The organism is Paraburkholderia sp. SIMBA_054, from assembly GCF_046534875.1.
Taxonomy (GTDB): domain Bacteria; phylum Pseudomonadota; class Gammaproteobacteria; order Burkholderiales; family Burkholderiaceae; genus Paraburkholderia; species Paraburkholderia hospita.
Genome location: NZ_JAWRXV010000061.1, coordinates 38,812 through 61,812, shown reverse-complemented (window position 1 = coordinate 61,812; position 23,001 = coordinate 38,812). Strand labels below are relative to the sequence as shown.

Below are 23,001 nucleotides of genomic sequence, written 5' to 3'. Positions count from 1 at the left end.
CGTATGCTCGCAACCGCTTCGATAACCTCAGCTTCCATTCATTAGCCCCCTGTTGCGCTTCACTCTTGAAACCGCCCCTCTATGCAAACAGCACCTCTTGTTGCCACGCTTCGGTGCACCTGTCCGCCAAAGTTGCCGCCCGTGAATATTGGTTGAGTCACCGCGCCGACGAGTGAGCACACGCGCGCAGGTCCCGTAAACAGGTCAGAAGACTGCGATCTGGAAGAGCCGAAAAGCCCCGTGAGCGAAAGTAGACGGGACGTAAAATGCGCGGGCCGTGCCGATGATTTGCACATTGCCCGCCGAATTCGCCTGTTTGTCGGCCATACGTCAGCCAACCCCAATCAAACAATGACCGGCGGTGACTTGCGAAATTCTTCGTTCCTTTGATCAAAGGTCGTCGCAAGCCGGAAAGCCTGTCGGCGACTGGTATTCGATCAGCGTGGTACAACTTTGACGCAGGTCACCGGCCCCCTTCGTGAGCCGACACATTTCCGACGACGTGGCTTTCTGTTTCACATACGATCGGGCGATGCATTTTCGAACGACGCCGATGAGCGACTCGAAGCGAACGGCCATCGTCGCGACTCGCCAACATTAACCAAACTTCATCTGGGATTTTTCTCGGTAGCTTGAAGAATAGTGTATAGACCGAGGCGTTCAGCTAGGGTTTTCCTCATCGCGAAGTGCCGGGGTGCATGCAGTACCGCACGAAGTGTGCGACGGCCGTTCGTGTCTAACATTTCAGGTGAAGGGAGAACCAGTCTGTGCCCGCCGTCAGCGGGCGCTGGCCGACCCAACGCGGTAGTTTGGACCGGCGCCACCCGACAGGCCGCTTGCGACGCAACGGTCGTTGGCAGTCGCAACCTTTCGCTTAAAGCTGCAATGAATTACAAATAGCATGCGACAGATCATCTTGTCGAAAACCGTCGATCCTGGATGAAGCAAGACGGTTCATGCGACGACGGCACGTACACCCCAGCCGCCATTCACGACAAGCCATCCGCTCCGCGTGGCGATATTGGACTTTGGTCTAATATCGGTGTCTGAGCTTGTGATCTATGGTCTCCAATAAGGGTAGTCGGTGCGTCCGGGCGCCAGGCCTTGCTGCCAGCACTTAATGCTGACCGGAGGGGACGTCGTTCACCGCTTCGTGGGAGCATCGACAAGATCGAATCCATCGCCAGGTCTTACTTCAGCTTTGCGCATGCGTGGCACGCCTTCACCGCTATTCGGACGGTGTGTGACAACGCGCAATTCACGCAGTTGAGCGATACCGAGGAGGTGAGAATGAAGAAATCATTTACGTGCAGGATCGGCGTCGTTTTGGTCGCCGTGATCCTGGGAGCATGCGCGGGCGGGTCTGGTTCTGGGTCTGGGTCTGGGTCTGCGATGAATGTCGCGGAGAATTCCGGTTTCCTGAGGGATTACTCCCGTCTGGCGGAGACCAAGGACAGCCAGGGTAGGACCATTCGGGCCTGGGTGAGCCCCAAGCTGACGCCCGCCAACTACAACGCGATACTGCTCGATCCGCTTATCTTTTATCCGGAGCCCAGGCCGAACGATCAGGTGAGCGCCGAGACGCTGCAACAAATTCTCGCCTACTCCAATGACACACTTAAGCGGTCACTCAGTCAGCGATTCAGGATGGTCGATCGGCCGGGGCCGGGCGTGCTGCGCCTTCGCGGTGGGTTCACCAGCGTTGCGTCGGAGGGCGAGGGCCTCAAGCCGTACCAGTACGTACCGATGGCCTTTGTGGCCACCATGGCCTTAAGGACCGCGACGGGTACGCCTCAACGCGCCTTCATCGTGATCGAGGCCGAGGGAACGGACAGCGTCACGGGTGAGTTGCTGGGCGAGAGGGTACGGATTGGGACGGGCGAGCGCCTCGCCCAGGTTGCAAGGCAACAGGTCATGACGTTGGACACGTTGAAACCGTTACTGGACGATCTAGCAGGTTCTGCCTTTCCGGAACTGTCGCAGTACGTCAAGGCCAAGTGAGACGGATCGCATCTGGCCGCGCAGATAAATACCTCACCGGCCTGCGACGAGACCCGACGGGGCGTCATGCGAGCAACTGGAGGAAGCCTCGGGTGTTGCATAAAGGAGGGAAACTGGAAGTGATTCGGCTCGATGTACGACCTGCGATTGGTCAGGTCGATCTGGTATGACGACAGTGATCGGCTTGAGGCGCTGAAGCTTGGCGTAGAACCGGGCGTTCTCGACGGTCGAGGGAAGGGCCGCATATCGGCTTCAACGGGCGGATCGCGTTCACTGTGTTTGTTACTCGCTTTGCGGGCGAGATTCGGTCAACGCGGCAACTGGGCGACTACTGGGTCCAGAGAAGTACATCGCATCGAGGTCCGGCCTGGGAGCGCCGGTCGTGCGCGCATCCACTCTCCTTATTGCACCGTGTAAGGCCCTCTCGCAATGACCACCGGACCAGTTTCAGTCATGTGGTGAGAATCATGACCCTGCCGGCGGTAACGATCATGTCGGATCGCGCAGACGCTTCAGGAGGTCCGCCGGATATCGGCCTGGCGACGCGAACTGCGAGATGCTTGCGGCACGCAACGGCTGGAGTGGCCTTGCTCTGGTCTGCGTTGACCTCCGCGCAGGAGATGGAGCCGCGCGCCTATTCGGCAGTTCCCGTCGGAACTAACTTCGTGGTGGCGAGCTACGCTCGATCGACAGGTGGCGTTTCGCTCGATCCCACGCTCCCAATCACAGATGTGAACGCCAAAATCAACACGTTCCTGCTCGGCTACTCCCACAGCTTCGGAATCGCGGGACACGCCGCCAGCATCGCCGCGGCCGTACCATTTAGCAACGCCGACATAACTGGAAACGTCCAAGGTGTTCCCGGGAACGCGTGGCGATCGGGGCTGGGAGATGCGAACTTCAGGGTTGTGGTGAATCTGCTGGGCGGTCCCGCACTTACGCCGGAAGAATTCGCGCGGCGTCCGCCAACCACCACGCTGGGCGCCAGTCTGACCGTTATCGCACCGACAGGCCAGTACGTGCCGTCCCGCGTGATCAACGTAGGATCAAATCGTTGGTCGTTCAAGCCGGAATTGGGCCTCTCTCACCCATTCGGCGACTGGTTCGTGGAAGGTTCGGCCGGCGTGTGGCTGTTCACCGACAACGATGATTTTTTTGGAGGCCATAAGCGCAGCCAGGCGCCAATGCCCGTTTTTCAGTGGCACGGAGGCTACACGTGGCGGCCTGGATTGTGGCTCGCGGCAGACATGACGTACTTCGCGGGCGGGCGGACGAGCGTAAACGGTGTAGCGGATCAAGACCTCCAACGCACTATGCGGTACGGCCTCACGTTGTCTGTTCCGCTTGCTGCGCAATGGTCTGCGAAACTGGCATGGTCGAATGGTCTGATAACACGCGTCGGGGGCAATTTCCAGACCATTTCTCTTTCACTGCAATACCGCTGGTTCAATCATTGAAGGTTAGCTACAGGCTATCTGACGCGGCTTGGCGGCCGGATATCGCATGCTGCTACCGGCGGCCGACGAGAAAAAACGGAGGTAACATGCGCCACCTACTCATTTTCTTCATTGTCTTTGCGTGCACATCCAGCAGCGTGGTGGTTGGCTTGTATCTACGTAAGGTGTTACCCGAACACCACCTTAGCGAACAATCCGCAGGTGTTGTAAGGCTCGCAACCGGCCTGGTCGCGACCATGGCCGCGTTAGTACTTGGGCTGCTGATCTCGTCAGCAAAAGGCTCTTTCGACACGGTAAGCAGTGAGCTCATCGACTCTGCCGCCCATGTCGTACGCCTTGACCGCGTGCTGGCCAAATACGGATCGGAAACGCAACCGATTCGCGAAGCGCTCAGGCAAAAATACGCGGCGATGCTCGAAACACTTGCTTCCGATGATCCTTCCCGACTGGCGAGAATGGATGACCCCGAAGCTGTCCGCCGTGTCGAAGACTTCCAGCGGCTCGTAGAGGGGCTTTCGCCACGGGACGCTACGCAACGTGAGCTCAAGACGCGCGCACTCCTGCTTGTTGATGAACTGTTCGCTACGCGCTGGCTGGCGATACTGAAGGAAAAAGTTCCCATTCCCATGCCGCTTCTGGTAGCCCTGGTGTTATGGCTAGTCGCCATTTTCGGGACGTTTGGTTTGTACGCCCCCCACAACGGCACGACGATCGCTGCGTTGCTCGTGTCTGCCTTGTCGACATCCGGGGCGATATATCTGATCCTCGAACTGAACTCGCCGCTCGATGGAGTCGTTCGCGTCTCGCTGACCCCGCTGCGCGAAGCACTCGCCGTTCTCGGAAAGTAACAATGGCCAATCGCAGAGATCGGAGCAGCCCCGCCTGTTCCCTATATGGGCGCTGCGCCAAAATGCCTGTGGGCGACGGCGCTACGTGGTAGCGAACATCGTTGGCGCGGGGATACGGGCTCATATGCACGGCAACTTTGGCCGATAAGCCCTTCGCCCCGGTCCCAGCGCGAAGGTCCGTTGTTTGAGCGGAGCGGCCATTTGAATGGCCGTCTAAGCACGAAGGCGAACGGCTGCAGTTGGCCGATTGCGGCCGTTGCGTTGCTCTCGTGTGAGCAACCCGCCCACCGCCATTGCTGCCACGGCATTGATTTTCTATCCTCGGTGGCTTCTTCATTCCATGAGAGCAGTGCTTTAAAGCTCGGTATCCGACGGCGAGCTTTGTCGGTAAGAATCGCGTCGTATTCAACATCAAGGGGAACGATTACCGGCTATTCTTGGCGACCGTCTCAGAATTGTTCGACCCTTGGGTGTTTTTCGCAGAACGCCGGTCCGGCATCCCAGTAATGCGGAAATCGTGGCCGGTGGATGGCCGGCCCCTCCACGCGGTTCGCCCCGGCGTCAGGCTCGAATCATCAGGGTCGGATGATAGCGCCAGACCTTCGGATCGGCGCTCAACAGCGCGATACCTTCATGCAGCGCCTGCGCGATCATGACGCGATCGAATGGATCCGCGTGGTCATCGTGCAGCGGCAGCGCGGCGACCGCCTCCGCGTGCTCACCAGCAATCGGCAGCTCGGCGAAGCCAGCCAACCGAAACGCCGAGCGAGCATCGTGCGGATGCACACGCAGGTTGCCCTTTGCATGTTTGATCGCGATCTCCCAAATGGCTGCGGCGCTCACCAGAAGCGTATTGGCCGGATCCTCGATCAGGCGAATTGCCTCCGACGACAGCTGCGAAGCGCCTTCGGCTGCCCACAGCGCGATATGCGTATCGAGCAGCACCCTCACGGCGCCAGCCCTTGCTGTGCGCTCGCGTCGAAGTCCGCGGCGATCGCCTCGTCGCCCGCGTTGAACGCTTCAACGGTGGCCGGTATGTCCAGTCCGGCGAGCAGGTGCCGAGCAGCGCCGATGCGCCGCGGTGCGGTAAACGGTACCAGCCGCGCGACAGGGGTGCCGTTGCGCGCGATGACGACTTCGCTTTCCTCGCCTAGCTCGAGCCGCTCGACCAGGCTCGACAATTTCGATTTCGCGTCATGCATGTTGACCGTGAGCATTGCACCCCCGAAGTTAGCTAATCAATGTTAGCTAGTATGCCGGCGTTGAGCGCAAAAGACAAGCAAGCCCCGCACCTTTTGCCGATCGCTGCTCGCGGAAAGTGATGCAACTCGCAATTTCCCCTAATCCAAGCCGCGTTCACAGAAGCGCTAACCGGTTCGTCATTTCTGCTAGCGCGCCTTGGCTGGATCGAAGTGTCTATAGTAGTCCTAATAGTAACGGTTCGTCGCACGAAGGGAAGTTGGCAGTCTCACTGAGGGGTGCCGTTCTGGGCCGTCTGGTACGTCATCGGCATGGCGCTTCCCGCCGTGGCGGGCGCGCTTCTCGGGCCGCGATACTTGCGATGGTAGAAGGCCGACCGACCGTGCATTCGACAGAGACGCGACTGAGAGCCCTGCTCATCAGCAGCATGAGCGGCGACGCCGTGGCCTATCACACTTTCCTGAGCGAGCTGACGCGCCACTTGCGCGGCTACCTGCGCAAACGCATTCCTCAGCTCACCGACGACGTCGAGGATCTCGTCCAGGAGATCCTGCTTGCCGTCCACAATGGACGCCACACCTACCGGCCCGAGGAGCCGCTGACGGCGTGGATTCACGCGATCGCGCGCTACAAGCTGATGGATTTCTTCAGGGCACGGGCGCGCTGCGAATCGCTGCACGATTCCATCGACGATCACCTCGACATCTTCTGCGCGTCGGACGACGAACCATTGGCGGCACGCCGCGACATCGGCAAGCTGCTCGATCAGCTGCCCGACAAGCAGCGCTTGCCGATTCTGCATGTGAAGCTCGAGGGTCTGTCGGTCGCCGAGACCGCGCAGCTGACAGGGCTCTCGGAATCGGCCGTCAAGGTCGGCGTGCATCGCGGACTCAAGGCACTCGCGGCCCGGCTGCGCGGGGTGGCTTAAGTAGTTGCTGTCTGAAGCCAGCAACTCTCCTTCACCCCGACCCCTGCACTGCAGCCTCGCGAAGCAAAAAATTTCGTTCGCTGTAACCCGGCGTCAATATCCGGCGAATTAACTGGCGTATCCACCACGGATACCTTCCATTCTTACTCTTGGAGAGATTTCATGTCCGCAAAGATCAATGTCAGTGCTGCCCTGCTCGCCGGCGCAGTTGCAAGCCTTCTCGCATCGGCGGCGCATGCCGCGCCGCTCACCAAGGCGGAAGAAAGTGCCGCTCTCGCGGCTCACAAGGAAAAGTGCTATGGCGTCGCGCTGAAGGGGCAAAACGATTGCGCGGCCGGCCCGGGCACGACCTGCCAGGGTACGTCGGCGGTCGATTTCCAGGGCAACTCGTGGAAGTTCGTTCAGGGTGGCACGTGCAAAAGCATTCAGGTGCCGGGCGGCGGCCACGGCTCGCTCACGCCGACCTGATCGCGCAAACGACAAGAGGGACGGGACGACCATGAGCGATTCCAAGAGATCAGCGGCGGCGAATTCGCTTGGCCGTCCCCGTCGTTCGGCGCCCGGCGCTACCGGGCTTGCCGGCACCAGCTTCAAGCACGCACACCTCGCCGCAATTCTCGAAGACGGCCTGCCGGATGGATTCTTCGAGGTTCACGCCGAGAACTACATGGGCGCGGGCGGACCGCCGCATCGGGCGCTTGCCGCAATCCGCGAGCGCTACCCGATTTCGCTTCACGGCGTATGCATGTCGATCGGCGGGCCGGATACGCTCGACGTCCGTCACCTTGCGCGCTTTCGCGAACTGGTGGAGCGCTACGAACCCACGCTCGTTTCCGAACATCTCGCGTGGTCCTCGCACGGCGGCACGTTCTTCAACGACCTCCTGCCCCTGCCGTACACGAAAGCCACGCTCGACAAGGTGTGTGAGCACATCGACCAGGTTCAGGAAGCCATCGGGCGTCCGATGCTGCTCGAAAACCCGTCCACCTATGTCGCCTTCGCGTCGTCAACCTTGAGCGAGCCGGATTTCATCCGCATAGTCGCGCAACGCACGGGTTGCGGTCTGCTGCTGGACGTCAACAACGTTTTCGTCTCGGCGGTCAATCATGGCTACTCCGCGTGCGCCTACCTCGCGGAATTTCCGCTCGAATACGTGGGCGAAATACATCTGGCCGGCCACAGCGAGCAGCATGACGACGAGAACACACTGCTGCTCATCGACAGTCATGACCGGGCCATCGCTGATCCGGTCTGGGATCTTTACCGGCATGTCGTGGCACGCACCGGGTCGATACCGACGCTGATCGAGTGGGACAGCCATCTTCCTGCGTGGCCGGAACTGCGGGCTCAGGCGCTGGCGGCTCGACGGATCGTCTCGGAGCACGAAACTGGAGAACGCCGGCCATGAAGCCTGAGTATCGTCCTCTCGAATATGCGGCGGCGTTCGCGCCGGGTTTGACGAATCCGGAGACGACGGCGCCCGAAGACGTCGTGGCTGCGCGCGGAAAAGGCGTGGTCAAGCGGTACAACGTTTATCGCAACAACGTCACGGTCAGCCTCATCGACGCGCTGGCCGCCACCTATCCCGCCGTCCAGCGCATCACGGGCGTCGAGTTCTTCCGCGCGATGGCGCGCTTTCACGTCCGCGCCACGCCGCCGGTTTCGCAGCTGTTATTCGAGTATGGGCGGGATTTCCCCTCGTTCATCGAGTCGTACGAATACGCGCGCGACATGCCCTGGCTGGCGGATACGGCGCACATCGAACGCGCCTGGCTGGACGCGTATCACGCGGCGGACGCCGCCCCGCTCAAGGCTGAGGCTTTGGTGAGCGTCGATCCGTCATCGTTGGCGCACGTGCGATTCGTCCCGCACCCTGCCGCGCGAATCGTGCGGTCGCGCTATCCGGCCGTCGCGATCTTCGCGATGAACCGCGCGGACGGCCCTGTTTCCCCGCAGTTTTCGAGCGATGCGGAAGATGCGCTCGTCACTCGGCCGGACGAGGACGTGATTGTTTCGCGCCTGCCCGCCGGTGGCGCCGCCTTCCTCATCGCGCTCATCGAGGGCGAGCCGCTCGGCGCCGCGGCCGAAGCGGCGTTCGAAGAGACCGATTCCTTCGACCTGCCGGCCAATCTGGCAGCGATGATTTCAGCTGGCGTGTTTACCGGCATCCAACAGGGGGAGTAATCAAGATGTCGACTCGACAAGACACACGACTGTCCTTCCCGCGCATCGTCGCGAATGCAATCGTGCGCGCGCAACGCCTCGTCGAACGGCTCGCGCAACCGTGGTTCGTGCAACTTGTGCTGCGCATTGCGCTGGCCGTGCCGTTCTGGAAATCGGGCATCCTCAAATGGCACGGTTTCCTGCAACTCAACGATACGGCCATCGACCTCTTTACCGATGAATTCCGGCTGCATCTGCCGGGCGGCCCGTATCCCTTTCCGGCCCCGGCCGTCTTCGCCTTCCTTTCCGCTTGCGGAGAGGTCACGTTTCCGGTGCTGCTCGTGCTCGGCCTCGGCACGCGGCTCGCCGCCGCGGGTCTGCTTCTGATGACTTGCATCATCGAATTGACCGTGCCGGACGGCTGGCCGATTCATATCACCTGGGCGGCCATGGCGCTTGGCATCGCCGCTTGGGGACCGGGCCTGATTTCGATCGACTATCTGCTTGGAGACCGTGCGAACAGGTCATGAAAACGCGAGATCTGGTCACCCGGCTAGCCAGCGACATCTCGCCGGTCAAGCGCAACGCCGTCCCCAAGCTGCTCAATTGCGCGCTGATCTTCGGCCTTGCCGGCAGCACGGTCCTGCTGGTCGCGCTGTACGGTGTCCGAAGCGACATGCCGGAGCTGATCCTCACGACGATGTTCTGGGTGCGCCTTATCTTCCCGCTCGCGATTATCGCTGCGGCCATGAAGCTCGCGGAGCGGCTCGGACGCCCCGGCGCGCCGCTCAAGTTTGCCTGGTTCGCGGTCGCGCTGCCCATCGTCACGATGCTGCTCGCCGCCGGAAGTATTCTGATGGCAACGCCGCCGGGCTACCGGCTTCAGCTGATGCTCGGCACGACATGGCGCACCACGACGGCGAGCGTCGTGGTGCTGTCTTTTCCGTCGCTCACCGCCATGATGCACGCCATGAAGCAGCTCGCGCCTACCCGCCTCGCGGTGGCCGGCGCGGGCGCGGGCCTGCTGGCCGGCGCACAGGGGCTGCTCGTTTACTCGCTGTATTGCTCGGAAATGGCCGTGCCGTTCTGGGGCGTTTGGTACGTGCTCGCGATCGCCATTACCACCACCATCGGTGCGGCCATCGCGCCGCATTGCCTGCGTTGGTGACGTTCGCGGTTTGCGGATGGCTTCGGCACATTCGCCGCCCGGGGTTCGCGCCGTTAGACTGAAGTGTTAGAGTCGAGGACCGGTTCGCCCGTCGTGCCGGTCGTCGGTTTCAGGCGTGACGATACAGAGGTGGTCCTGCCCGATGGTCGCCATGATGCAACGTTCATCGTCGCGGGCTGGAACGGCCGTTTAAGGGGCGGAGCTGACCTCTGATTGTCCGAACAACGATGGGAGCGAATGACCCTTCATGGCTGATCCGAGACGGTGGTCGCGACAGCAGAGCCGGTTACCCGTCTCCCATGCGGCGGTCACAATTTACTTGAACGAACGACCATCTCAGAAATCGCCGTTAGCCGCACTCAAACATCGTCATCTCCCACTCCCCGGCGACCTCGTCGTGGCGCAGAATATAGACGGCAGCATCATCGCCTCGGACCTTGAAATAGCGGTGGTCCGGCGCAAGCCAGCAGTCGAGTACCTCCACGACCCGGATCCGGCGTTTTCCAAGAAAGAACACACGTGGTGTCTCCTCGCCCCGATAGCCGGCGTAACACTCTACCCGAATGCCCATATTGATTTCCTCCTGCTGATCCGGCGATTCCGGGCTAACGTTGCTTGAGGCCGTGGAAGGTACGCGGCGGCACTCAATAGGCAACGTTGAACGTCGGCGAGTCTTCCAGCGGCCCGTCCAACCAGCTTGCGATTCAGTCGTTCCACGATTTGGTCGGCGCTCAATAGCAGCATGCGTCGATCAGTTTCCCGGCTGATGCTGTCAACCATGCGCCGTATGCCTTTCTTCGAAGGACGCTTACCGAGATACGCCCTGTCGGTTTTATGACAGTAGCAACACCCGAAGGTGTAGCCGAGGAAGTCAAAACGTTCCTGCGGTATCCGGCAGGGATGGGCTTTATCGTCATTGACCTCAGCTTGAGCTTCGCCATCCGGTGACGCCGATGGTCATAGATGCGGGTGGTCGCGATGTTTGCATGCCCCAGCCATTCCTGGAGCTTCGCGCAATCGGCCACGCGCTCGAGCGCATTGCTCGCCGGCGTCGCGCCCAGTCTGTGCACACCGAAGCTGTTGATCGCGATCTTTGCGGGCGCTGCGCAAGCCACCGCGGGGAACATCGGACGACGGTCGCCGCAAAGTGGCTGAAGCAAAGCAGGCCCACGCACTGGCGGTCACTGCAAGCCTTTGTTTTCGCCGCAGGCATTATGGGAGCGGTCACGCCCGCAACGGAGACCGTGCACTGCCGCCTTTTTCCGGGCGTCAGCCAGTCACGTCCTGTTCCACATGCTTCAACGCCTGCAGAAACGATGAACACCACCAGTGAACGTCGAGCTTGCGGATCCGGCTCAGCAGCGCCTCGTGCCGCTGGATCCGTTCTTCGAGGGGCATCGAGAGCGCACGCTGGATCGCCTCCGCCGTGCCCTGTGTGTCGTACGGATTGACGAGCAACGCCTCCTTCAGTTGCTCTGCGGCGCCCGCGAAGCGCGACAACACCAGCATCCCCGGGTCGGCCGGGTCCTGGGCGGCGATGAATTCCTTCGCGACCAGGTTCATCCCGTCGCGCAAAGGGGTGACCAGTGCCACCCGACTCGCGCGGTATAACCCGGGCAAGCGCCTGCGGGCGACATTGCGATGGATGTAGCGCACCGGCATCCAGTCCAGTTCGCCGTAGTCGCCATTGATCGCACCGCACAGGCTGTCCATCTGGCGGCGCAGATCGTCGTAGGCACTGACGTCCTCGCGGCTCGGCGAAGCAATCTGGATCAGGGTAGCGCTGTTGCGGTTTTCCGGATAGCGCTCGAGCAATGCCCGGAACGCCTGGACACGTTGTGGCAGTCCCTTCGAATAGTCGAGGCGGTCGACGCCGAGCAGCAGGCGGCGCCGCGCGTATTCTTCGCGCATCCGCAAAAACGTCTCACGCCCTTCCTTCGCTTGCGTGAGGCGAATGAAGTCGTCGACGTCGATGCCGATCGGGTAAGCGCCCACCCGAAGTGTCCGGTTGAACGCGCGGAAGCGTTCTGGACTCAACTGTTCAGCCTGTGCTTCCGCTTCAATGTAGTGGGAGAAGTGCGTCACGTCCGTCTCGCTCTGGAAGCCGACCAGATCGTAGGCGAACAGCGAACGCATCAGCCATTCCTGCTCCGGGATCGCCGCCATGATCAGGCGCGGGGGCATCGGAATATGCAGGAAGAAGCCGATGCGGTTACCACATCCCAGTGCGCGCAGTTCGGCGGCGAGGGGAATCAGATGGTAATCGTGCACCCAGACCAGATCTTCAGGCTTGAGCAATGGCAGCAGCTTCTGCGCGAACAACCGGTTCACCCGCCGGTAGCCCGCGGCGAAGCGGGTATCAAACTTGGCCAGGTCCAGGCGATAGTGGAACACAGGCCACAGCACGCCGTTGGCGTAGCCGAGGTAGTACGCGTCGTGATCTTCCTGGTTCAGATCCAACGTCGCCAGCGTCACCTCGCCGGCAGACTGGAAGTGAAGCTGGCCTTGGTCGGCACGGTCGGTGACCGCTTCGTCCTGAACCCTGCCGCTCCAGCCAAACCAGAGCCCCCCGGTCTGCTGTAGGCTTTCCCGCACGGCCACCGCGAGTCCACCGGCAGCGGGTTTGCGGGGATCGGCGATGCGATTGGAAACGACGACAAGGCGGCTCACGGATTCCTCCTGTTGTGGCGCGCGAAGGCGGAGCGGGCGGGAGCCATTCAGGGAGCAACATCCCCCGGACTTGCCACGGCCAGGTGTAGCGGCTCGATAACTTCCGACGCAGGAACCGATTACATCGGGGTTTGTAGAACCACATTAGCTGAGAATGTCGGGACGCGTGGGAGCACATTACGTGAGAACGGGCCCCGCTTTATGTGATAACAGCCTGATTGCATCGGCCAGAAACCACATTCCGCGAGAATGCCCGCGGGTCTCAGCCAAGGTAGGTCTTTAAGTCTGCTAACGACCCCCTTGCCGTCATTCGAATCGCCGGCATGGCAACGACCGCTCTCAACCTGAGCCGCCATTCAACTCTCGAGAAAGCTGACACTCGCGAAGTGCGATTGCCGCCCCCAAGGGATCATTGAGAGAATCTTGCAATAGGATCAAGCAAGTGGAATATCACGCCCCCCCGAATGAGCAACCTTTTCGCATCAGCCACCTTCGCTGCAGGCGCCGTACACCGTCCCAGCGCTCGACTCACTTTCGGACGTCCCCGTGGACGCAAATGCGCGAATGTACGCCCGCTAGAAAGAGTCGAGGCGACTCGGCAGCGGCCGCGCATGGTCGGACGATCCATCCATCGCGATAGTGACTCAATCGGCGAGCGAACCACGAGGAAGGTCGACTTTGCCAGCCTCCCGGTGACGGCGAGTGCTCATCGCCCCCGGCCACGACATAGCGTGTATAGCGGACAACGCCCGTCGCAGCCTTGGATTTACAAGGGGTTTGAAACTTACCCCGTGGTCTTCGCGCGCGCGTTCCACCGCGTCGATAGGCATCCCCGCTAGGCGGAAGGCTTCGACGTAGCGGTACGTGTCTGCCGGTCCGGTGCTGGCGCCGAACCACAGCGGAGCCGCGTATGCCGCCTGCAACTGCGCGCCCCCTCCCCGATTTTGGCGCAGCCCGGAGGGCGGCCTGGCAGCGGGGCAAGGAGATCATCGACGGAAAAGATAGACGACGCATCCGTCGCCAATTTATGAAGCGACTCACGCGTCAGCGGCGAGGGGAAGGGGTGCTCGCCATTGCGCATGCCCAACCTGATTGATCGAGTCAGAACCAAGGAACGCCTTGACCACTGTCATTCCAAAGATGAACGAAGCGGTTGAAGTTGCCCTGCGGCGCTTTCGTCGCGCCATCGAAAGCACAGGTTTGGTCAAAGACTGGCGTGCGCGTACGGCCTACGAGAAGCGCACACAGCCGAACGCAAGCGAAAGAAGGCTGCCGCTGTCGCGCGACTGCGCAAGCAGATTTGCAGGGGTCTGCCCCACGGAAACTGTATTGACCGTTTCGCCTGAGTATCGCAGTGAGGAGCAAAACACGTTTGTCGACCGATGGGGACGCAATTCGTGAAGATCCTCCGTATCGGGGGATGACGCGCGATAAAAGGAACGGATACGCGCGCCTTGGTGGTACACTGGGTTGGTCGCCTCAACTTCCCCTCTAGAGCTTTCTGCCGATCAGGCGCAGTGTTGAAAGGCCGGGCGTTTGCGCAACTCTCCCTTCCGACTGTCTGGTCAACATCCGTCTGTTGCCAGAAGAAGCGATCCCCTCGTCTCCGGACGCCGATTACGTTGTGCCGCCGCGATGGTTCATCCATTGCGAAACGTTTGGCACATCAAATTCATCGCGATATCGCTCGCGCGAGGCGTGGACCACGAGTCCGCGCGCTGGTAGGGCTCGATCGCTCCCAGCGATGGCTCACACTTCTGGACAGCACATCATGGAAGACATCACGAGAACCTATAGGGGGCTGGAAATCTATCCCCTCGTTTATCCCCGCACACCGCGCGGCGCTGTCGGTTCGTACGACTACGGCTCAGGGTTCGACGCCGCCGTCAGGATTTGCCGCAGGGGGACCAACGATACACTGACCGCGAGCCGTGTCTTCCGAATTCCTCAGCTCACGCCGTTTCGTGCTGCTGGCGAGGCCCGGCGAGCATCGACCAACTACGCAGAGAGTCTCATCGACGGACAGATCGACGGGAAGTCAATCGGCGATCTCTAAGCGGTCCGTATCGGACCCCGCAGCAAGTCCAATTCATGTCGGAGGGCGAGTTCCCATGAAACGCGACGTTCCCGACCACGAAGACTATAACGTTGCTGCATCATCCCGCCGGGCATTTAGCGGATCCGTTCCGACGTTGAAAGTAACCCGTCTTTCCGACAGGCGGATCATTTATCCGTTCGCTGGCTGTGCCGACATGCCGGTCTGCGCGGACCCGGAAAGTGCCATCCAATATGCGGAAACATATGGCAGGCAACTTGTCGATGGCGACATTGCCGTCCCGGAGTAGTCCACGGCCCCAGCCGTAAATGTCGTTGCCGTTGGCGAACGACACGGCTGCTTGGCAATTGAGCACAGGGGTCGATGGAACCCCTTCTTCTCGCCGCGACACGCGTAGGGTGCGCTCGCGCAAACGCGCTGCTGACGCGTGCGCCAGTGGTTTCTTTTTCGTATACGATGAACGGCTGTTCTTGGTGATGAGTCGGCATGTCGTATTCTCCGAGCCGAGCGGCACTTCCCTGATCGCCTGGAAATTGAACTGCACGTCGATCGGTGAAGTTGGGCGCATCCGCCTCGTTTTCAATTCCGCTCTATGTCTACAGTAAAAGTATCTGGCGGCCCGGCGAGGCGCTTAGCTTGAACTGTGCACGGTACGCGGACATTTCGATGACTCTCACAGCGTGCTGAAGTGCTGCGATCCTGGGCGGTTCGTACATCCCGCTTGTAGAACGTGAACCGGTAGTCGGGCAAAATGGCAACGGTCAGATGGTTTGCAAGGAAGCGTGCACGGTGCGAGACATCGATCCGGTAGTTACGGTCAGACAGAGCGACACAGCGGCGCCCAGCGTACCTCCGACACACACCGCTGATATTGCGAATGCACGAGAGAAATGGAGTTGGTCATGACGATTGACATGCATGCAATTCCGCATTTCCTGGTTTTGCGTGGTAGAAGCCAATCCTATGTCCTGAACAAAGATCGGCTACTGCTTCGGCGCGAAGCGAGCCGCCTGCTGGACACCTTTGCGAAAGCGCGCGGCAAACCGATGTCCATTGAAGATATGCTTTGGGATACCTTCTCGCAGACAGAAGGATTCTCACTGACTGAACGTGAGCGCGCGTGTTCCTACACGCTGGTTCACGGCAGCGAGACCGAGCACCAGCTTAGGCTCCTGAGCAGCCTGTGACTTCGTGGTCTGGCGATTCGTAACGGATGCGACGAGGCGAGCCACTGCCCCTGGTTCGATGCATAGCGTATGCCCGACGTACTGTACTGGGCTCTGCCCGCATAGCGACTGCGTGGGCAAAAAAGGCGCCCACGTTCGATTACAACGGAAGCTTTGTGGAGACATGACGGGCTGCTTCCATCAAATATCCGGCCGACCGTCCGGTTTCGGGCGTCGCTTTCGACTGACCGCTCATGGCCGGTTGTACGCGTTCACCGCTTTTTGCCGCAACCCGCCGTTTGAAAGCCTCGACACCCCGCTAGCGGCAACTATATGGCGTCCTATCCTAGCGGGGCACTCGGTCGACCTACGTCCCTCGGGCATGCGGTGGATTGAGAAGTAACCCAGCCATTGGGTCGCGGGCGAATCCGCGCGGAGTGAGCAGCAAACAAGCGTCGCACTCTCGGGAGTTACATCGGACTCCTTCCGGTCACCCGCGACCATGCGTCGGCCAAGCGCGCGAATGTCATCAGCACCCAGGCCGGCGTTGCGCGGCGCGGTGTGCGCTCGCCCAGTGCATCGCCCACGCGATGCGCCAAATCAGCAAGGCTCGCGTGCTCGCCACCGACCAGGTAAGCCTCATCAAACCGCTCTCTCTGCCAGGCGCGCACCTGAGCGCGCGCGATCTCGCGGACATCGGCAAATGACCCGATGTCTGGCAGCTTCTCGCGATCCACCATGACGATGAGGCGCGCCCAGTTGTGACGGTTGCCGGCGAAGCGATCGATCGCGTATTCGATCTTGGTCGGCGCGTAAGCATAGAAGTGGCCGAAGCCGCCGCCCAGATAGGGGGCACTACCCACCTGCCAGAAGAGCCAGTTCAGTGTCTCCGTGCGCACTGCGAAGTCGTTCGGGAGGAAGGCGCCGAACTTTTCCGCGAGATAAAGCAGGATCGAGCCCGACTCGAACACGCGGATCGACTTCGGGCCGCTACGGTCGAGTAACGCCGGAATCTTTGAGTTGGGGTTGACCGCCACGAAGCCACTGCCGAACTGGTCGCCATCGCCAATCTTGATCAGTCAGGCGTCGTACTCGGCGCCGGCGTGGCCCAGGGCCAGCAGTTCTTCCAGCATGATCGTGACCTTGACGCCGTTGGGCGTGCCAAGCGAGTAGAGCTGCAGTGGGTGCCGGCCCACAGGTAGCTCCTTATCATGCGTCGGCCCGGCGATGGGGCAATTTGTGCTTGCAAAGGCGCCGCCATTGGGCCTGGTCCAGGTCCAGACCTCCGGGGGCGTGTAGTCGATGGAGTCCGCCATGTGTTCTCCGCAATCGGTTCGTGGCCGGTTCAGGCTGCCGGGGGGTAGTTCGACGGAAAGAGTGCGCGCTGCGTCTCTTCGTCGTTTATCTTCTTGAACGGGTGGTCTTTGCCGACGGCGCGCGCGCGCGCGACGGCCGGTCGCACATCGACAGTCTCGAAGAAGCGCTTGAGGTTGGGGAACGGCCCGAGGGGGTTGTCCGCGTTTTTGCGCACGCGCGAGGCGCGATCGAGCCATCCCCAGGCCGCAATGTCTGCGATGGTGTACGTTTCTCCGACCATGTACGTCCGCCCTTCAAGGTGATCGTTCAACACCTGGTAATGACGCTCGGCTTCGCGCCGGTAGCGGTTCACCGCATAGTCGAGGCCTGCCGGCGCGGCGAACTGGAAGTGCACGGCCTGGCCTGAGAACGGGCCGAGACCGGACGCGAGGAAGAGGAGCCAGGAAAGCAGCTCCGGCCGGTCTTCCGGAGAGCCGAGGAACTTGCCGGTCTTTTCAGCCAGATAGAGCAGGATCGCCGTGGAATCGAAGACGCGCGTTTCCTTGCCGGCCGGTCCCTCTGTGTCGACGATGGCCGGCACCTTGCCATTGGGGTTGATGGCACGGAAGGTTGGCGCGTGCTGCTCGCCCTTGCTGGTGTCGACGGGGATCAGTTCGTAAGGGAGGCCCGCCTCTTCAAGAAAGAGAGCGATCTTCGCCGGGTTCGGAGTGGGATGGAAATAGAAGCGGATCATGGCGGCAATCTAAGGTTTGCGAAACGGTTTGGATGCGTGGTGCGCTAGCTGGGCTTGTGGCCGAGGTCGCGTCCAGATTGCGAATTTTAGAATGCTCATTCTATAATGAATCGTTGCAGCGAGGATTGCAAGCTCGCTGAGCACTGATGGGATCGGGTGACGGAATGGCGAGACCGAGAGAATTCGACGAGATGGCGGTCTTGGACGCGACTGTCCGGTGCTTTTGGAGCCGCGGTTATGAGGCGACGTCAGTGAAAGATCTGATCCAGGGGACGGGAGTTACCGCGGCTAGCCTCTACAATGCCTACGGCGATAAGCGTGGACTTTTCCGGGCAGCCCTTGATCACTATGTGGAGCGCGGCATTATGGAGCGCATTCGGCGCTGCGAAGCGCTCCCCCCCCGTCAAGCAATTGGCTCCTTTTTCGATGAAATCCTGAGCCGCTCGTTGAATGACAACGAGCACAAAGGTTGCATGCTCGTGAACTCGGCCCTGGAAATCGCGCCACATGATCGCGAATTCCAGAGGAGCATCGCCAACGCGCTCGCTCGCATTGAAACGTTTTTCCTCCATTGCATCAACGCAGGTCAGGCCGACGGAACCGTCACCCTGTCGCAGTCCGCGGAAATCCTCGCTCGGCATCTCCTCGGCGTGCTAATGGGCGTTCGCGTCCTGGCTCGGGTTCGCCCCGAAAGAGCTCTACTGGAAGGAGTGGTTGCGCCAGCTCTTGCGCTGATCGCGCCGTCGGATGGCAAGTCTGTCTAACGAACGTGAGCGGCGACCACCCTGCCAAGCCCGAGTGAAAGGACAGTGTAGGCGTGCGAAGGTCAGCCGCTATATGGAACGACCAGGTTTGCGAAATCGATCAATCGATCCCGGTCAACCGACGCTTCCGGTGCGACGAGCTGATCAACTTTCTGGCGCAGCGGCAGGCTTTGTACTTGTTGCGTAACCACGGACGCAACCGCGCAGCAGTGTAGTTGTCGAGCGCCCGATACGCGGGTCTGGCCGTTCCTACCTTGGAGTAGTTCGCTCAGCCGCGCAGCGTGCGGTTCAACTTACCTACCAGCTCCATGGTCTCCTGCCACACCGTCTTGAGAGCGGTCATCGCATGAATCTTTTCGACCATGCGACGGATGGCCGCACCGGCATCAGCAGTTGCTCAGATCGGGCGGCGTCACCCGCTCCGGGTATCGCGGTAAAAATCAGCAGAGGACAACAGTTCGATGTCGAATGCAAAGGAGACACCCATTAGCCGGCCGGAGTCAAGGGCAAAAAAAAGTACGAACGGCCTTGCTGAGGTGCTTACAAAAAACACGCCCTCAGCTCAATACTTCATATCCATTTGCGCGACGGCTTGTCATGCTCCATCTCCATTCGCATCATCTTTGTCTTAGCAAGCGCGCGGACTCGATGTCGTGAGCTCGGATCAAATGACCTGGCCGCCAACCGAAACCTTCGTACTCCGGGCGCGCTTCCGTCCGACCGCGTCAACGCCCCCGATAGAGGGCTAACAGTTGCATTTGCATCTCCATCATCGATTCCTGATACTTCACATCCATCTGCATGACGGCGTGGTCATGCTCCATCTGCGCCTGCATCATCCTTGACTTGATCTGCACGACCTGATCGCGCTGCCCGGGCGTCAACCTGTCCATCGAGATGACGACCGCTGTACTGGACGGGCCAACGGACATCTCGCTGCGGCCGATACCCTGCGCGTCCGCAGTCGCGCCGAACGCGAGGACAAGCGGCACCAGCGCACACGTCATCAATTTGCGTGTCGTAAACATGGAAACTCCTATCAGCTGTGGAGGCATGCGCCAATCAGCACGTTGGAAAATATGCGTGGACCACGCCCGAACTCCGTATCAAATGACGCGGCCGGCAAACGACGCCGCAGCCCCGATTTGAAGCGCAGGGATGCCCCGGCTTTGCAATGGCGAACGATGTATCAATGGTCTGTTCGCCACCGGCTGGAAGGTTCACTGAACCTGCACTTCTGACGGATATTCTGGTTGGCGAATCTCACGTGCCTGTCAACGAAGAATCACGTGTTCATCACGAATGCAGGAGAGCGATAAGGCGTCGACGCTCTCATTGGTTGATCGCTGGCGTGCCGGCAGCCGTGGCGTAATTCCGTGTCAGGCGGTCCAGCACCATCTTGCGTTCGATTTCCACGGCCGCGCGCGCGGTGAAGATCGAATAGACGGAATCCATCAGCACGTCCTCTTCCTTCATTTCCTTCTCGTCGAAGAAGGCCATGTGTCCGACCACCTGCCGCTCGCTGTTGAAAATCGGAAGTCCGTAGTAGCTGTCGAACTGTTCGTCGCGCGGAAACAGTTTGCCGACCCCTGTCGCATGAAACGCGGGCCGCTTCAGGTTGAAGACCGCTTCGCAAGGCGTGCCCGCCAGTTCGAACTCAAAGTTCTCGCGAAAGCTGTCCTGAAACCAGAATGCGAGCGTATGGACACTCTTCGGCGGCCAGCCATTGCACTCGGTAACGAACGCGCATGACACATCGAGCGCGCCCGCGAAGTGGCGCACCAGCGTACGGAAAAAATCCTCGCCGCATGTCCCCGAGGTTCCTTCGACGATATGCTGAAGAATATTCTCGATTCGCCTCAGGCGCGTCACGTCCGTATCGAGCGCGATGAGGCGCGACGGCCGGCCGTTCGCGTGGCGGATCACGCTGCCAGTCGAACTCACCCAGCGGTAACGGCCGTCTTTATGCAGGAGCCGCAACTGTTGCTCATAGCGCGGCGTCGTGCCGTCCAGATGGGACTTGAGTGCCGCATCGGCTGCTGGAGCGTCTGCCGGATGGACGCACTGCAGCCAGGACAGTCGTGTATTCGGCAGTTCCTCGTCATCGTAGCCAAGCATGCTTTTCCAGCGCGGCGACAAGACGAAGTCGTTAGTCTGAAGATTCCACTCCCAAAGGCCGTCGTCGGCTGTGCGCATCGCGAGCACGTAGCGCTCTTCGCTGGACCTGAGTGCGACGTCGATCTGGCTGCGCTGCTCCGTCGCGAGTTCCAGCGCCTGCTCCAGATTCTCCACCTTGCCATGGAGCAAATCGATCGTCGTCCGGGCCTGTTCAATCTCATTGGATGCGCGGGAAAGCGGGCCAGTGCGCGGGTTTGGGGCGCTTTCGCAGGGGTACGCATGCATGATCGCGGCCAGCGGGCGCCGCACATACGCGTCGATGGCCGCGCTGGTGACCGCCAGGAGCAGCACCAATCCAGCGGCGACGACGATCAGGATGCCCACTCTTGTCGAAATCGGCTCCGCGCCAGGCACCCAGCCCACCGCGAGATAAACGAGCATGAGCAATCCGCAAACAGCGATTGGAAGCAGCAGCTTTCGTCTGAGGCCCATATGCATTGTCCCTGGACAGAAAACCGCACGTCGAAAGACGATGGCGGCGACTAGTCCGGCTTGAGCGTTGCCGGATGCAGCCCGGGTGGAAAGGCGTGCCTCGGGCGTCATGTCAATCCTTCGAAGATAGCGCGGATCCAGTGTGCCGTGAGCGCCGGCATAGGTACACGGCCGATCGCGACATAAACGCAACAGCGTCGTGATCCTTTTGTGATCTTTATAGGCGAAAGTACACAGGCGAGCCAACCCAGCGACGAGAATTTCTGATGCAATCGCTAAATAGTCCATTTGAAGCGCCTGCTGCGATTCCCTGCGACGTCGGTATAGGACTTCGCGCGCCGCATTATCGGCAGATCCTGTCGGAGCGGCCGGCGATTGGCTGGATGGAAGTGCATAGCGAAAACTACTTCGGCGATGGCGGCCAACCCCTGCACTACCTCCATCGGATTCGCAACGCGTATCCACTGAGTCTGCACGGTGTCGGCCTGTCCATTGGCACGACGGATCGCCTCGATATGGGCCATCTGAGGCGCCTGAGGGCGCTTGTCGAGCGCTTCGAACCCGGGCTCGTCTCGGAGCATCTCAGTTGGGGAGCGGTCGCCGGACGCTTTCTGAACGACCTGCTGCCGCTGCCTTATACGGAGGAGGCGCTCGCCGTGGTACGTGAGCATGTTCAGGAAGTGCAGGATTACCTGGGCCGGCAGATTCTCGTCGAGAACGTCTCGAGCTACATACGCTTCCGTCACTCGACGATCCCCGAGCACGAGTTCATCACCGAGCTTGCAGCAAGCACGGGCTGCGGGATTCTCCTCGATGTCAACAATGTCCACGTCAACGCAGTGAACCACGGGATTGACCCCGTAAGCTATCTCGATGCGATGGCGGTTCACGCGGTCAAGGAAATCCACCTGGCTGGATTCGACCGTGTCGGCGACCTGCTGATCGACACGCACGGACAGCGCGTCGCTGAGCCGGTGTGGGCGCTGTACCGGCACGCGGCGAAACGCTTCGGGCCGGTGCCGACGTTGATCGAATGGGACACCGATATTCCCGAACTCGCTGTCCTTCTCGACGAAGCCGCCAGGGCCAGCGCCATCCTCGGAGACGAACATGCCGTCTCTGCGTGAACTTCAACTCGACTTTGCCGCGGCGATCATCGATCAGGACGTGTCCCGCATGAGCGATCACGTGCTGACAGGCGGCACCGCTGCCGGCGAACGGCTGAATGTCTATTTCAACAACACCTATCACAACCTGAGGGAAGCGTTACGTGACGTGTTCCCGGTTGTCGAGCGGCTCGTCGGCGAGCGCTTCTTTGCCTACGCCGCCGACCAGTACATCGGCGAACATCCGTCGACGACCGGCGATGTGCATCGGTTTGGCGCCACCTTTGCAACGTTTCTCGCGGGCTTCGCTCCCGCGGCATCGCTCCCTTACCTTCCCGACACCGCGAGGCTGGAATGGGCGATGCATGAGGTCTTTCATGCCGCGGACCACGCGCCGCTCGCGATCGACCGCCTTGCCGCAGTCGTGCAAGCCGGCTGCACGACGCTGCGCTTCACGCTGAATCCCGCTTGCCGTCTGCTTGCGTCATCTTTTCCGGTGTCGCGCATCTGGTACGTCAATCAGCCCTCGGCAACCGACTCCGACTATGTGGACGCTGATAGCGGCGGCGATTTCCTGCTGATCCGGCGTCGCAACTTCGTGGTCGAAGCGCGGCCACTCGGACCAGCCGTGTTCGCGATGCTACAGTCGCTCTGTGCAGGCGCGAGCGTCGACGAGGCGTACGACAATGCCATGCTCGTCGACGATGCCTTCGCGTTGGGGGCGTTCATACAGCAGCACATCCTGGAAGCGACAATCGTCGACTTCGATACCGGGAACTCATCATCATCAGGCTGACGGTGCCTGGATCCGGCG

Annotated in this window: 23 protein-coding genes and 3 pseudogenes; 18 read left to right on the top strand and 8 right to left on the bottom strand. The window is 60.7% G+C overall.

Features of this window, described 5'->3' with window-relative positions; all coding sequences use genetic code 11:
- Positions 1-1,104: 1,104 nt before the first annotated feature.
- The 4 genes and pseudogenes from SB822_RS44080 to SB822_RS44065 form a co-directional block, all read left to right on the top strand.
- Complete coding sequence (locus SB822_RS44080; RefSeq protein WP_007578010.1) at positions 1,105-2,001, top strand: DUF3313 domain-containing protein; 897 nt, start codon at positions 1,105-1,107, stop codon at positions 1,999-2,001.
- A gap of 467 nt (positions 2,002-2,468) precedes the next feature.
- Positions 2,469-3,458, top strand: coding sequence for a transporter (locus SB822_RS44075; protein WP_007578008.1), 990 nt, complete (start codon positions 2,469-2,471; stop codon positions 3,456-3,458).
- Between the two features lie 86 nt (positions 3,459-3,544).
- On the top strand, positions 3,545-4,306 hold the full coding sequence (locus SB822_RS44070) for a DUF4239 domain-containing protein (RefSeq protein WP_007578007.1): 762 nt from the start codon (positions 3,545-3,547) through the stop codon (positions 4,304-4,306).
- Positions 4,307-4,674: 368 nt separating this feature from the next.
- Positions 4,675-4,962 (top strand): annotated as a pseudogene (locus SB822_RS44065) (type II toxin-antitoxin system HigB family toxin); the annotation flags it as partial.
- On the opposite strand, the gene SB822_RS44060 reads toward SB822_RS44065, so the two are convergent.
- Together SB822_RS44060 and SB822_RS44055 are read right to left on the bottom strand one after the other, a co-directional pair.
- Positions 4,868-5,257 (bottom strand): type II toxin-antitoxin system VapC family toxin, encoded by a 390-nt coding sequence (locus SB822_RS44060; protein ID WP_007578058.1) that lies wholly within the window; start codon positions 5,255-5,257, stop codon positions 4,868-4,870. The pseudogene SB822_RS44065 and the gene SB822_RS44060 sit on opposite strands and share 95 nt — an antisense overlap.
- A complete protein-coding gene (locus tag SB822_RS44055) occupies positions 5,254-5,523 on the bottom strand; it encodes a type II toxin-antitoxin system Phd/YefM family antitoxin (protein WP_007578059.1) in 270 nt (89 codons plus the stop codon). Before SB822_RS44055 ends, SB822_RS44060 begins: the two co-directional genes overlap by 4 nt.
- A gap of 294 nt (positions 5,524-5,817) precedes the next feature.
- Here SB822_RS44055 and SB822_RS44050 point away from each other — a divergent pair, with 294 nt between their 5' ends.
- The 7 genes from SB822_RS44050 (at position 5,818) to SB822_RS44020 (ending at position 9,765) form a co-directional block, all read left to right on the top strand.
- Complete coding sequence (locus SB822_RS44050) at positions 5,818-5,874, top strand: hypothetical protein (protein WP_407671767.1); 57 nt, start codon at positions 5,818-5,820, stop codon at positions 5,872-5,874.
- Positions 5,868-6,434 carry a sigma-70 family RNA polymerase sigma factor gene (locus tag SB822_RS44045; protein WP_007578060.1) on the top strand — a complete coding sequence of 189 codons (567 nt, stop codon included), beginning with the start codon at positions 5,868-5,870 and terminating at the stop codon, positions 6,432-6,434. Before SB822_RS44050 ends, SB822_RS44045 begins: the two co-directional genes overlap by 7 nt.
- Positions 6,435-6,596: 162 nt before the next feature.
- Positions 6,597-6,902 (top strand): DUF2282 domain-containing protein, encoded by a 306-nt coding sequence (locus SB822_RS44040; RefSeq protein ID WP_007578061.1) that lies wholly within the window; start codon positions 6,597-6,599, stop codon positions 6,900-6,902.
- 31 nt (positions 6,903-6,933) lie between these two features.
- A complete protein-coding gene (locus SB822_RS44035; protein WP_007578062.1) occupies positions 6,934-7,842 on the top strand; it encodes a DUF692 domain-containing protein in 909 nt (302 codons plus the stop codon).
- Positions 7,839-8,618, top strand: a complete 780-nt coding sequence (locus tag SB822_RS44030; RefSeq protein WP_007578063.1) for a DNA-binding domain-containing protein — start codon at positions 7,839-7,841, stop codon at positions 8,616-8,618. The genes SB822_RS44035 and SB822_RS44030 overlap by 4 nt, the downstream gene beginning before the upstream one ends.
- Before the next feature lie 5 nt (positions 8,619-8,623).
- A complete protein-coding gene (locus SB822_RS44025; protein WP_007578064.1) occupies positions 8,624-9,127 on the top strand; it encodes a DoxX family protein in 504 nt (167 codons plus the stop codon).
- A complete protein-coding gene (locus SB822_RS44020) occupies positions 9,124-9,765 on the top strand; it encodes a DUF1109 domain-containing protein (protein ID WP_086909112.1) in 642 nt (213 codons plus the stop codon). Before SB822_RS44025 ends, SB822_RS44020 begins: the two co-directional genes overlap by 4 nt.
- A gap of 349 nt (positions 9,766-10,114) precedes the next feature.
- On the opposite strand, the gene SB822_RS44015 is transcribed toward SB822_RS44020, so the two are convergent.
- The gene (locus tag SB822_RS44015; RefSeq protein WP_007578068.1) at positions 10,115-10,336 is read right to left on the bottom strand and encodes a hypothetical protein; all 222 of its coding nucleotides are present in this window, start codon (positions 10,334-10,336) and stop codon (positions 10,115-10,117) included.
- Positions 10,337-11,034: 698 nt separating this feature from the next.
- Positions 11,035-12,435 (bottom strand): alpha,alpha-trehalose-phosphate synthase (UDP-forming), encoded by a 1,401-nt coding sequence (gene otsA / locus SB822_RS44010; protein ID WP_086909113.1) that lies wholly within the window; start codon positions 12,433-12,435, stop codon positions 11,035-11,037.
- A gap of 1,119 nt (positions 12,436-13,554) precedes the next feature.
- Between otsA and rpsU the strand changes: the two are divergent.
- The 4 genes and pseudogenes from rpsU to SB822_RS43990 all read left to right on the top strand — a co-directional run bounded on the left by rpsU (position 13,555) and on the right by SB822_RS43990 (position 15,678).
- A pseudogene (gene rpsU, locus SB822_RS44005) lies at positions 13,555-13,781 on the top strand (30S ribosomal protein S21).
- Between the two features lie 425 nt (positions 13,782-14,206).
- Positions 14,207-14,491: a hypothetical protein gene (locus SB822_RS44000; RefSeq protein ID WP_009769853.1), complete on the top strand. Its 285-nt coding sequence runs from the start codon at positions 14,207-14,209 to the stop codon at positions 14,489-14,491.
- 55 nt (positions 14,492-14,546) lie between these two features.
- Complete coding sequence (locus SB822_RS43995; protein WP_081498924.1) at positions 14,547-14,780, top strand: DUF6723 family protein; 234 nt, start codon at positions 14,547-14,549, stop codon at positions 14,778-14,780.
- Positions 14,781-15,393: 613 nt separating this feature from the next.
- Positions 15,394-15,678 (top strand): hypothetical protein, encoded by a 285-nt coding sequence (locus SB822_RS43990; protein ID WP_039902009.1) that lies wholly within the window; start codon positions 15,394-15,396, stop codon positions 15,676-15,678.
- A 752-nt stretch (positions 15,679-16,430) separates the two neighbouring features.
- Here SB822_RS43990 and yghU read toward each other — a convergent pair.
- Positions 16,431-16,973: pseudogene (gene yghU, locus SB822_RS43985) on the bottom strand (glutathione-dependent disulfide-bond oxidoreductase); the annotation flags it as partial.
- A 29-nt stretch (positions 16,974-17,002) separates the two neighbouring features.
- Entirely contained in the window at positions 17,003-17,707 is a 705-nt protein-coding gene (locus tag SB822_RS43980) for a glutathione S-transferase family protein (RefSeq protein ID WP_009769857.1), read from the bottom strand.
- A gap of 164 nt (positions 17,708-17,871) precedes the next feature.
- Here SB822_RS43980 and SB822_RS43975 point away from each other — a divergent pair, with 164 nt between their 5' ends.
- Positions 17,872-18,471, top strand: a complete 600-nt coding sequence (locus SB822_RS43975) for a TetR/AcrR family transcriptional regulator (protein ID WP_039902004.1) — start codon at positions 17,872-17,874, stop codon at positions 18,469-18,471.
- Positions 18,472-19,196: 725 nt separating this feature from the next.
- Here the strand turns inward: SB822_RS43975 and SB822_RS43970 are convergent.
- Together SB822_RS43970 and SB822_RS43965 are read right to left on the bottom strand one after the other, a co-directional pair.
- Positions 19,197-19,499 carry a hypothetical protein gene (locus tag SB822_RS43970; protein ID WP_009769860.1) on the bottom strand — a complete coding sequence of 101 codons (303 nt, stop codon included), beginning with the start codon at positions 19,497-19,499 and terminating at the stop codon, positions 19,197-19,199.
- 304 nt (positions 19,500-19,803) lie between these two features.
- Positions 19,804-21,546, bottom strand: coding sequence for a PAS domain-containing protein (locus SB822_RS43965; RefSeq protein WP_341352341.1), 1,743 nt, complete (start codon positions 21,544-21,546; stop codon positions 19,804-19,806).
- On the opposite strand from SB822_RS43965, the gene SB822_RS43960 reads away from it, so the two are divergent.
- On the top strand, positions 21,435-22,208 hold the full coding sequence (locus tag SB822_RS43960) for a DUF692 domain-containing protein (protein WP_410857593.1): 774 nt from the start codon (positions 21,435-21,437) through the stop codon (positions 22,206-22,208). The genes SB822_RS43965 and SB822_RS43960 overlap by 112 nt on opposite strands.
- The gene (locus tag SB822_RS43955) at positions 22,192-22,983 is read left to right on the top strand and encodes a DUF2063 domain-containing protein (protein ID WP_009769863.1); all 792 of its coding nucleotides are present in this window, start codon (positions 22,192-22,194) and stop codon (positions 22,981-22,983) included. Before SB822_RS43960 ends, SB822_RS43955 begins: the two co-directional genes overlap by 17 nt.
- Positions 22,984-23,001: the final 18 nt, after the last annotated feature.

Excerpts from the sequence above, each read along its gene's own strand:
- SB822_RS44075 (WP_007578008.1), top strand. The coding sequence starts at position 2,469 with ATGACCCTGCCGGCGGTAACGATCATGTCGGATCGCGCAGACGCTTCA.
- SB822_RS44070 (WP_007578007.1), top strand. The coding sequence starts at position 3,545 with ATGCGCCACCTACTCATTTTCTTCATTGTCTTTGCGTGCACATCCAGC.
- SB822_RS44055 (WP_007578059.1), bottom strand. The coding sequence starts at position 5,523 with ATGCTCACGGTCAACATGCATGACGCGAAATCGAAATTGTCGAGCCTG.
- SB822_RS44045 (WP_007578060.1), top strand. The coding sequence starts at position 5,868 with ATGGTAGAAGGCCGACCGACCGTGCATTCGACAGAGACGCGACTGAGA.
- SB822_RS44040 (WP_007578061.1), top strand. The coding sequence starts at position 6,597 with ATGTCCGCAAAGATCAATGTCAGTGCTGCCCTGCTCGCCGGCGCAGTT.
- SB822_RS44035 (WP_007578062.1), top strand. The coding sequence starts at position 6,934 with ATGAGCGATTCCAAGAGATCAGCGGCGGCGAATTCGCTTGGCCGTCCC.
- SB822_RS44030 (WP_007578063.1), top strand. The coding sequence starts at position 7,839 with ATGAAGCCTGAGTATCGTCCTCTCGAATATGCGGCGGCGTTCGCGCCG.
- SB822_RS44025 (WP_007578064.1), top strand. The coding sequence starts at position 8,624 with ATGTCGACTCGACAAGACACACGACTGTCCTTCCCGCGCATCGTCGCG.
- SB822_RS44020 (WP_086909112.1), top strand. The coding sequence starts at position 9,124 with ATGAAAACGCGAGATCTGGTCACCCGGCTAGCCAGCGACATCTCGCCG.
- SB822_RS44015 (WP_007578068.1), bottom strand. The coding sequence starts at position 10,336 with ATGGGCATTCGGGTAGAGTGTTACGCCGGCTATCGGGGCGAGGAGACA.
- SB822_RS44000 (WP_009769853.1), top strand. The coding sequence starts at position 14,207 with ATGGAAGACATCACGAGAACCTATAGGGGGCTGGAAATCTATCCCCTC.
- SB822_RS43995 (WP_081498924.1), top strand. The coding sequence starts at position 14,547 with ATGAAACGCGACGTTCCCGACCACGAAGACTATAACGTTGCTGCATCA.
- SB822_RS43990 (WP_039902009.1), top strand. The coding sequence starts at position 15,394 with ATGACGATTGACATGCATGCAATTCCGCATTTCCTGGTTTTGCGTGGT.
- SB822_RS43980 (WP_009769857.1), bottom strand. The coding sequence starts at position 17,707 with ATGATCCGCTTCTATTTCCATCCCACTCCGAACCCGGCGAAGATCGCT.
- SB822_RS43975 (WP_039902004.1), top strand. The coding sequence starts at position 17,872 with ATGGCGAGACCGAGAGAATTCGACGAGATGGCGGTCTTGGACGCGACT.
- SB822_RS43970 (WP_009769860.1), bottom strand. The coding sequence starts at position 19,499 with ATGTTTACGACACGCAAATTGATGACGTGTGCGCTGGTGCCGCTTGTC.
- SB822_RS43955 (WP_009769863.1), top strand. The coding sequence starts at position 22,192 with ATGCCGTCTCTGCGTGAACTTCAACTCGACTTTGCCGCGGCGATCATC.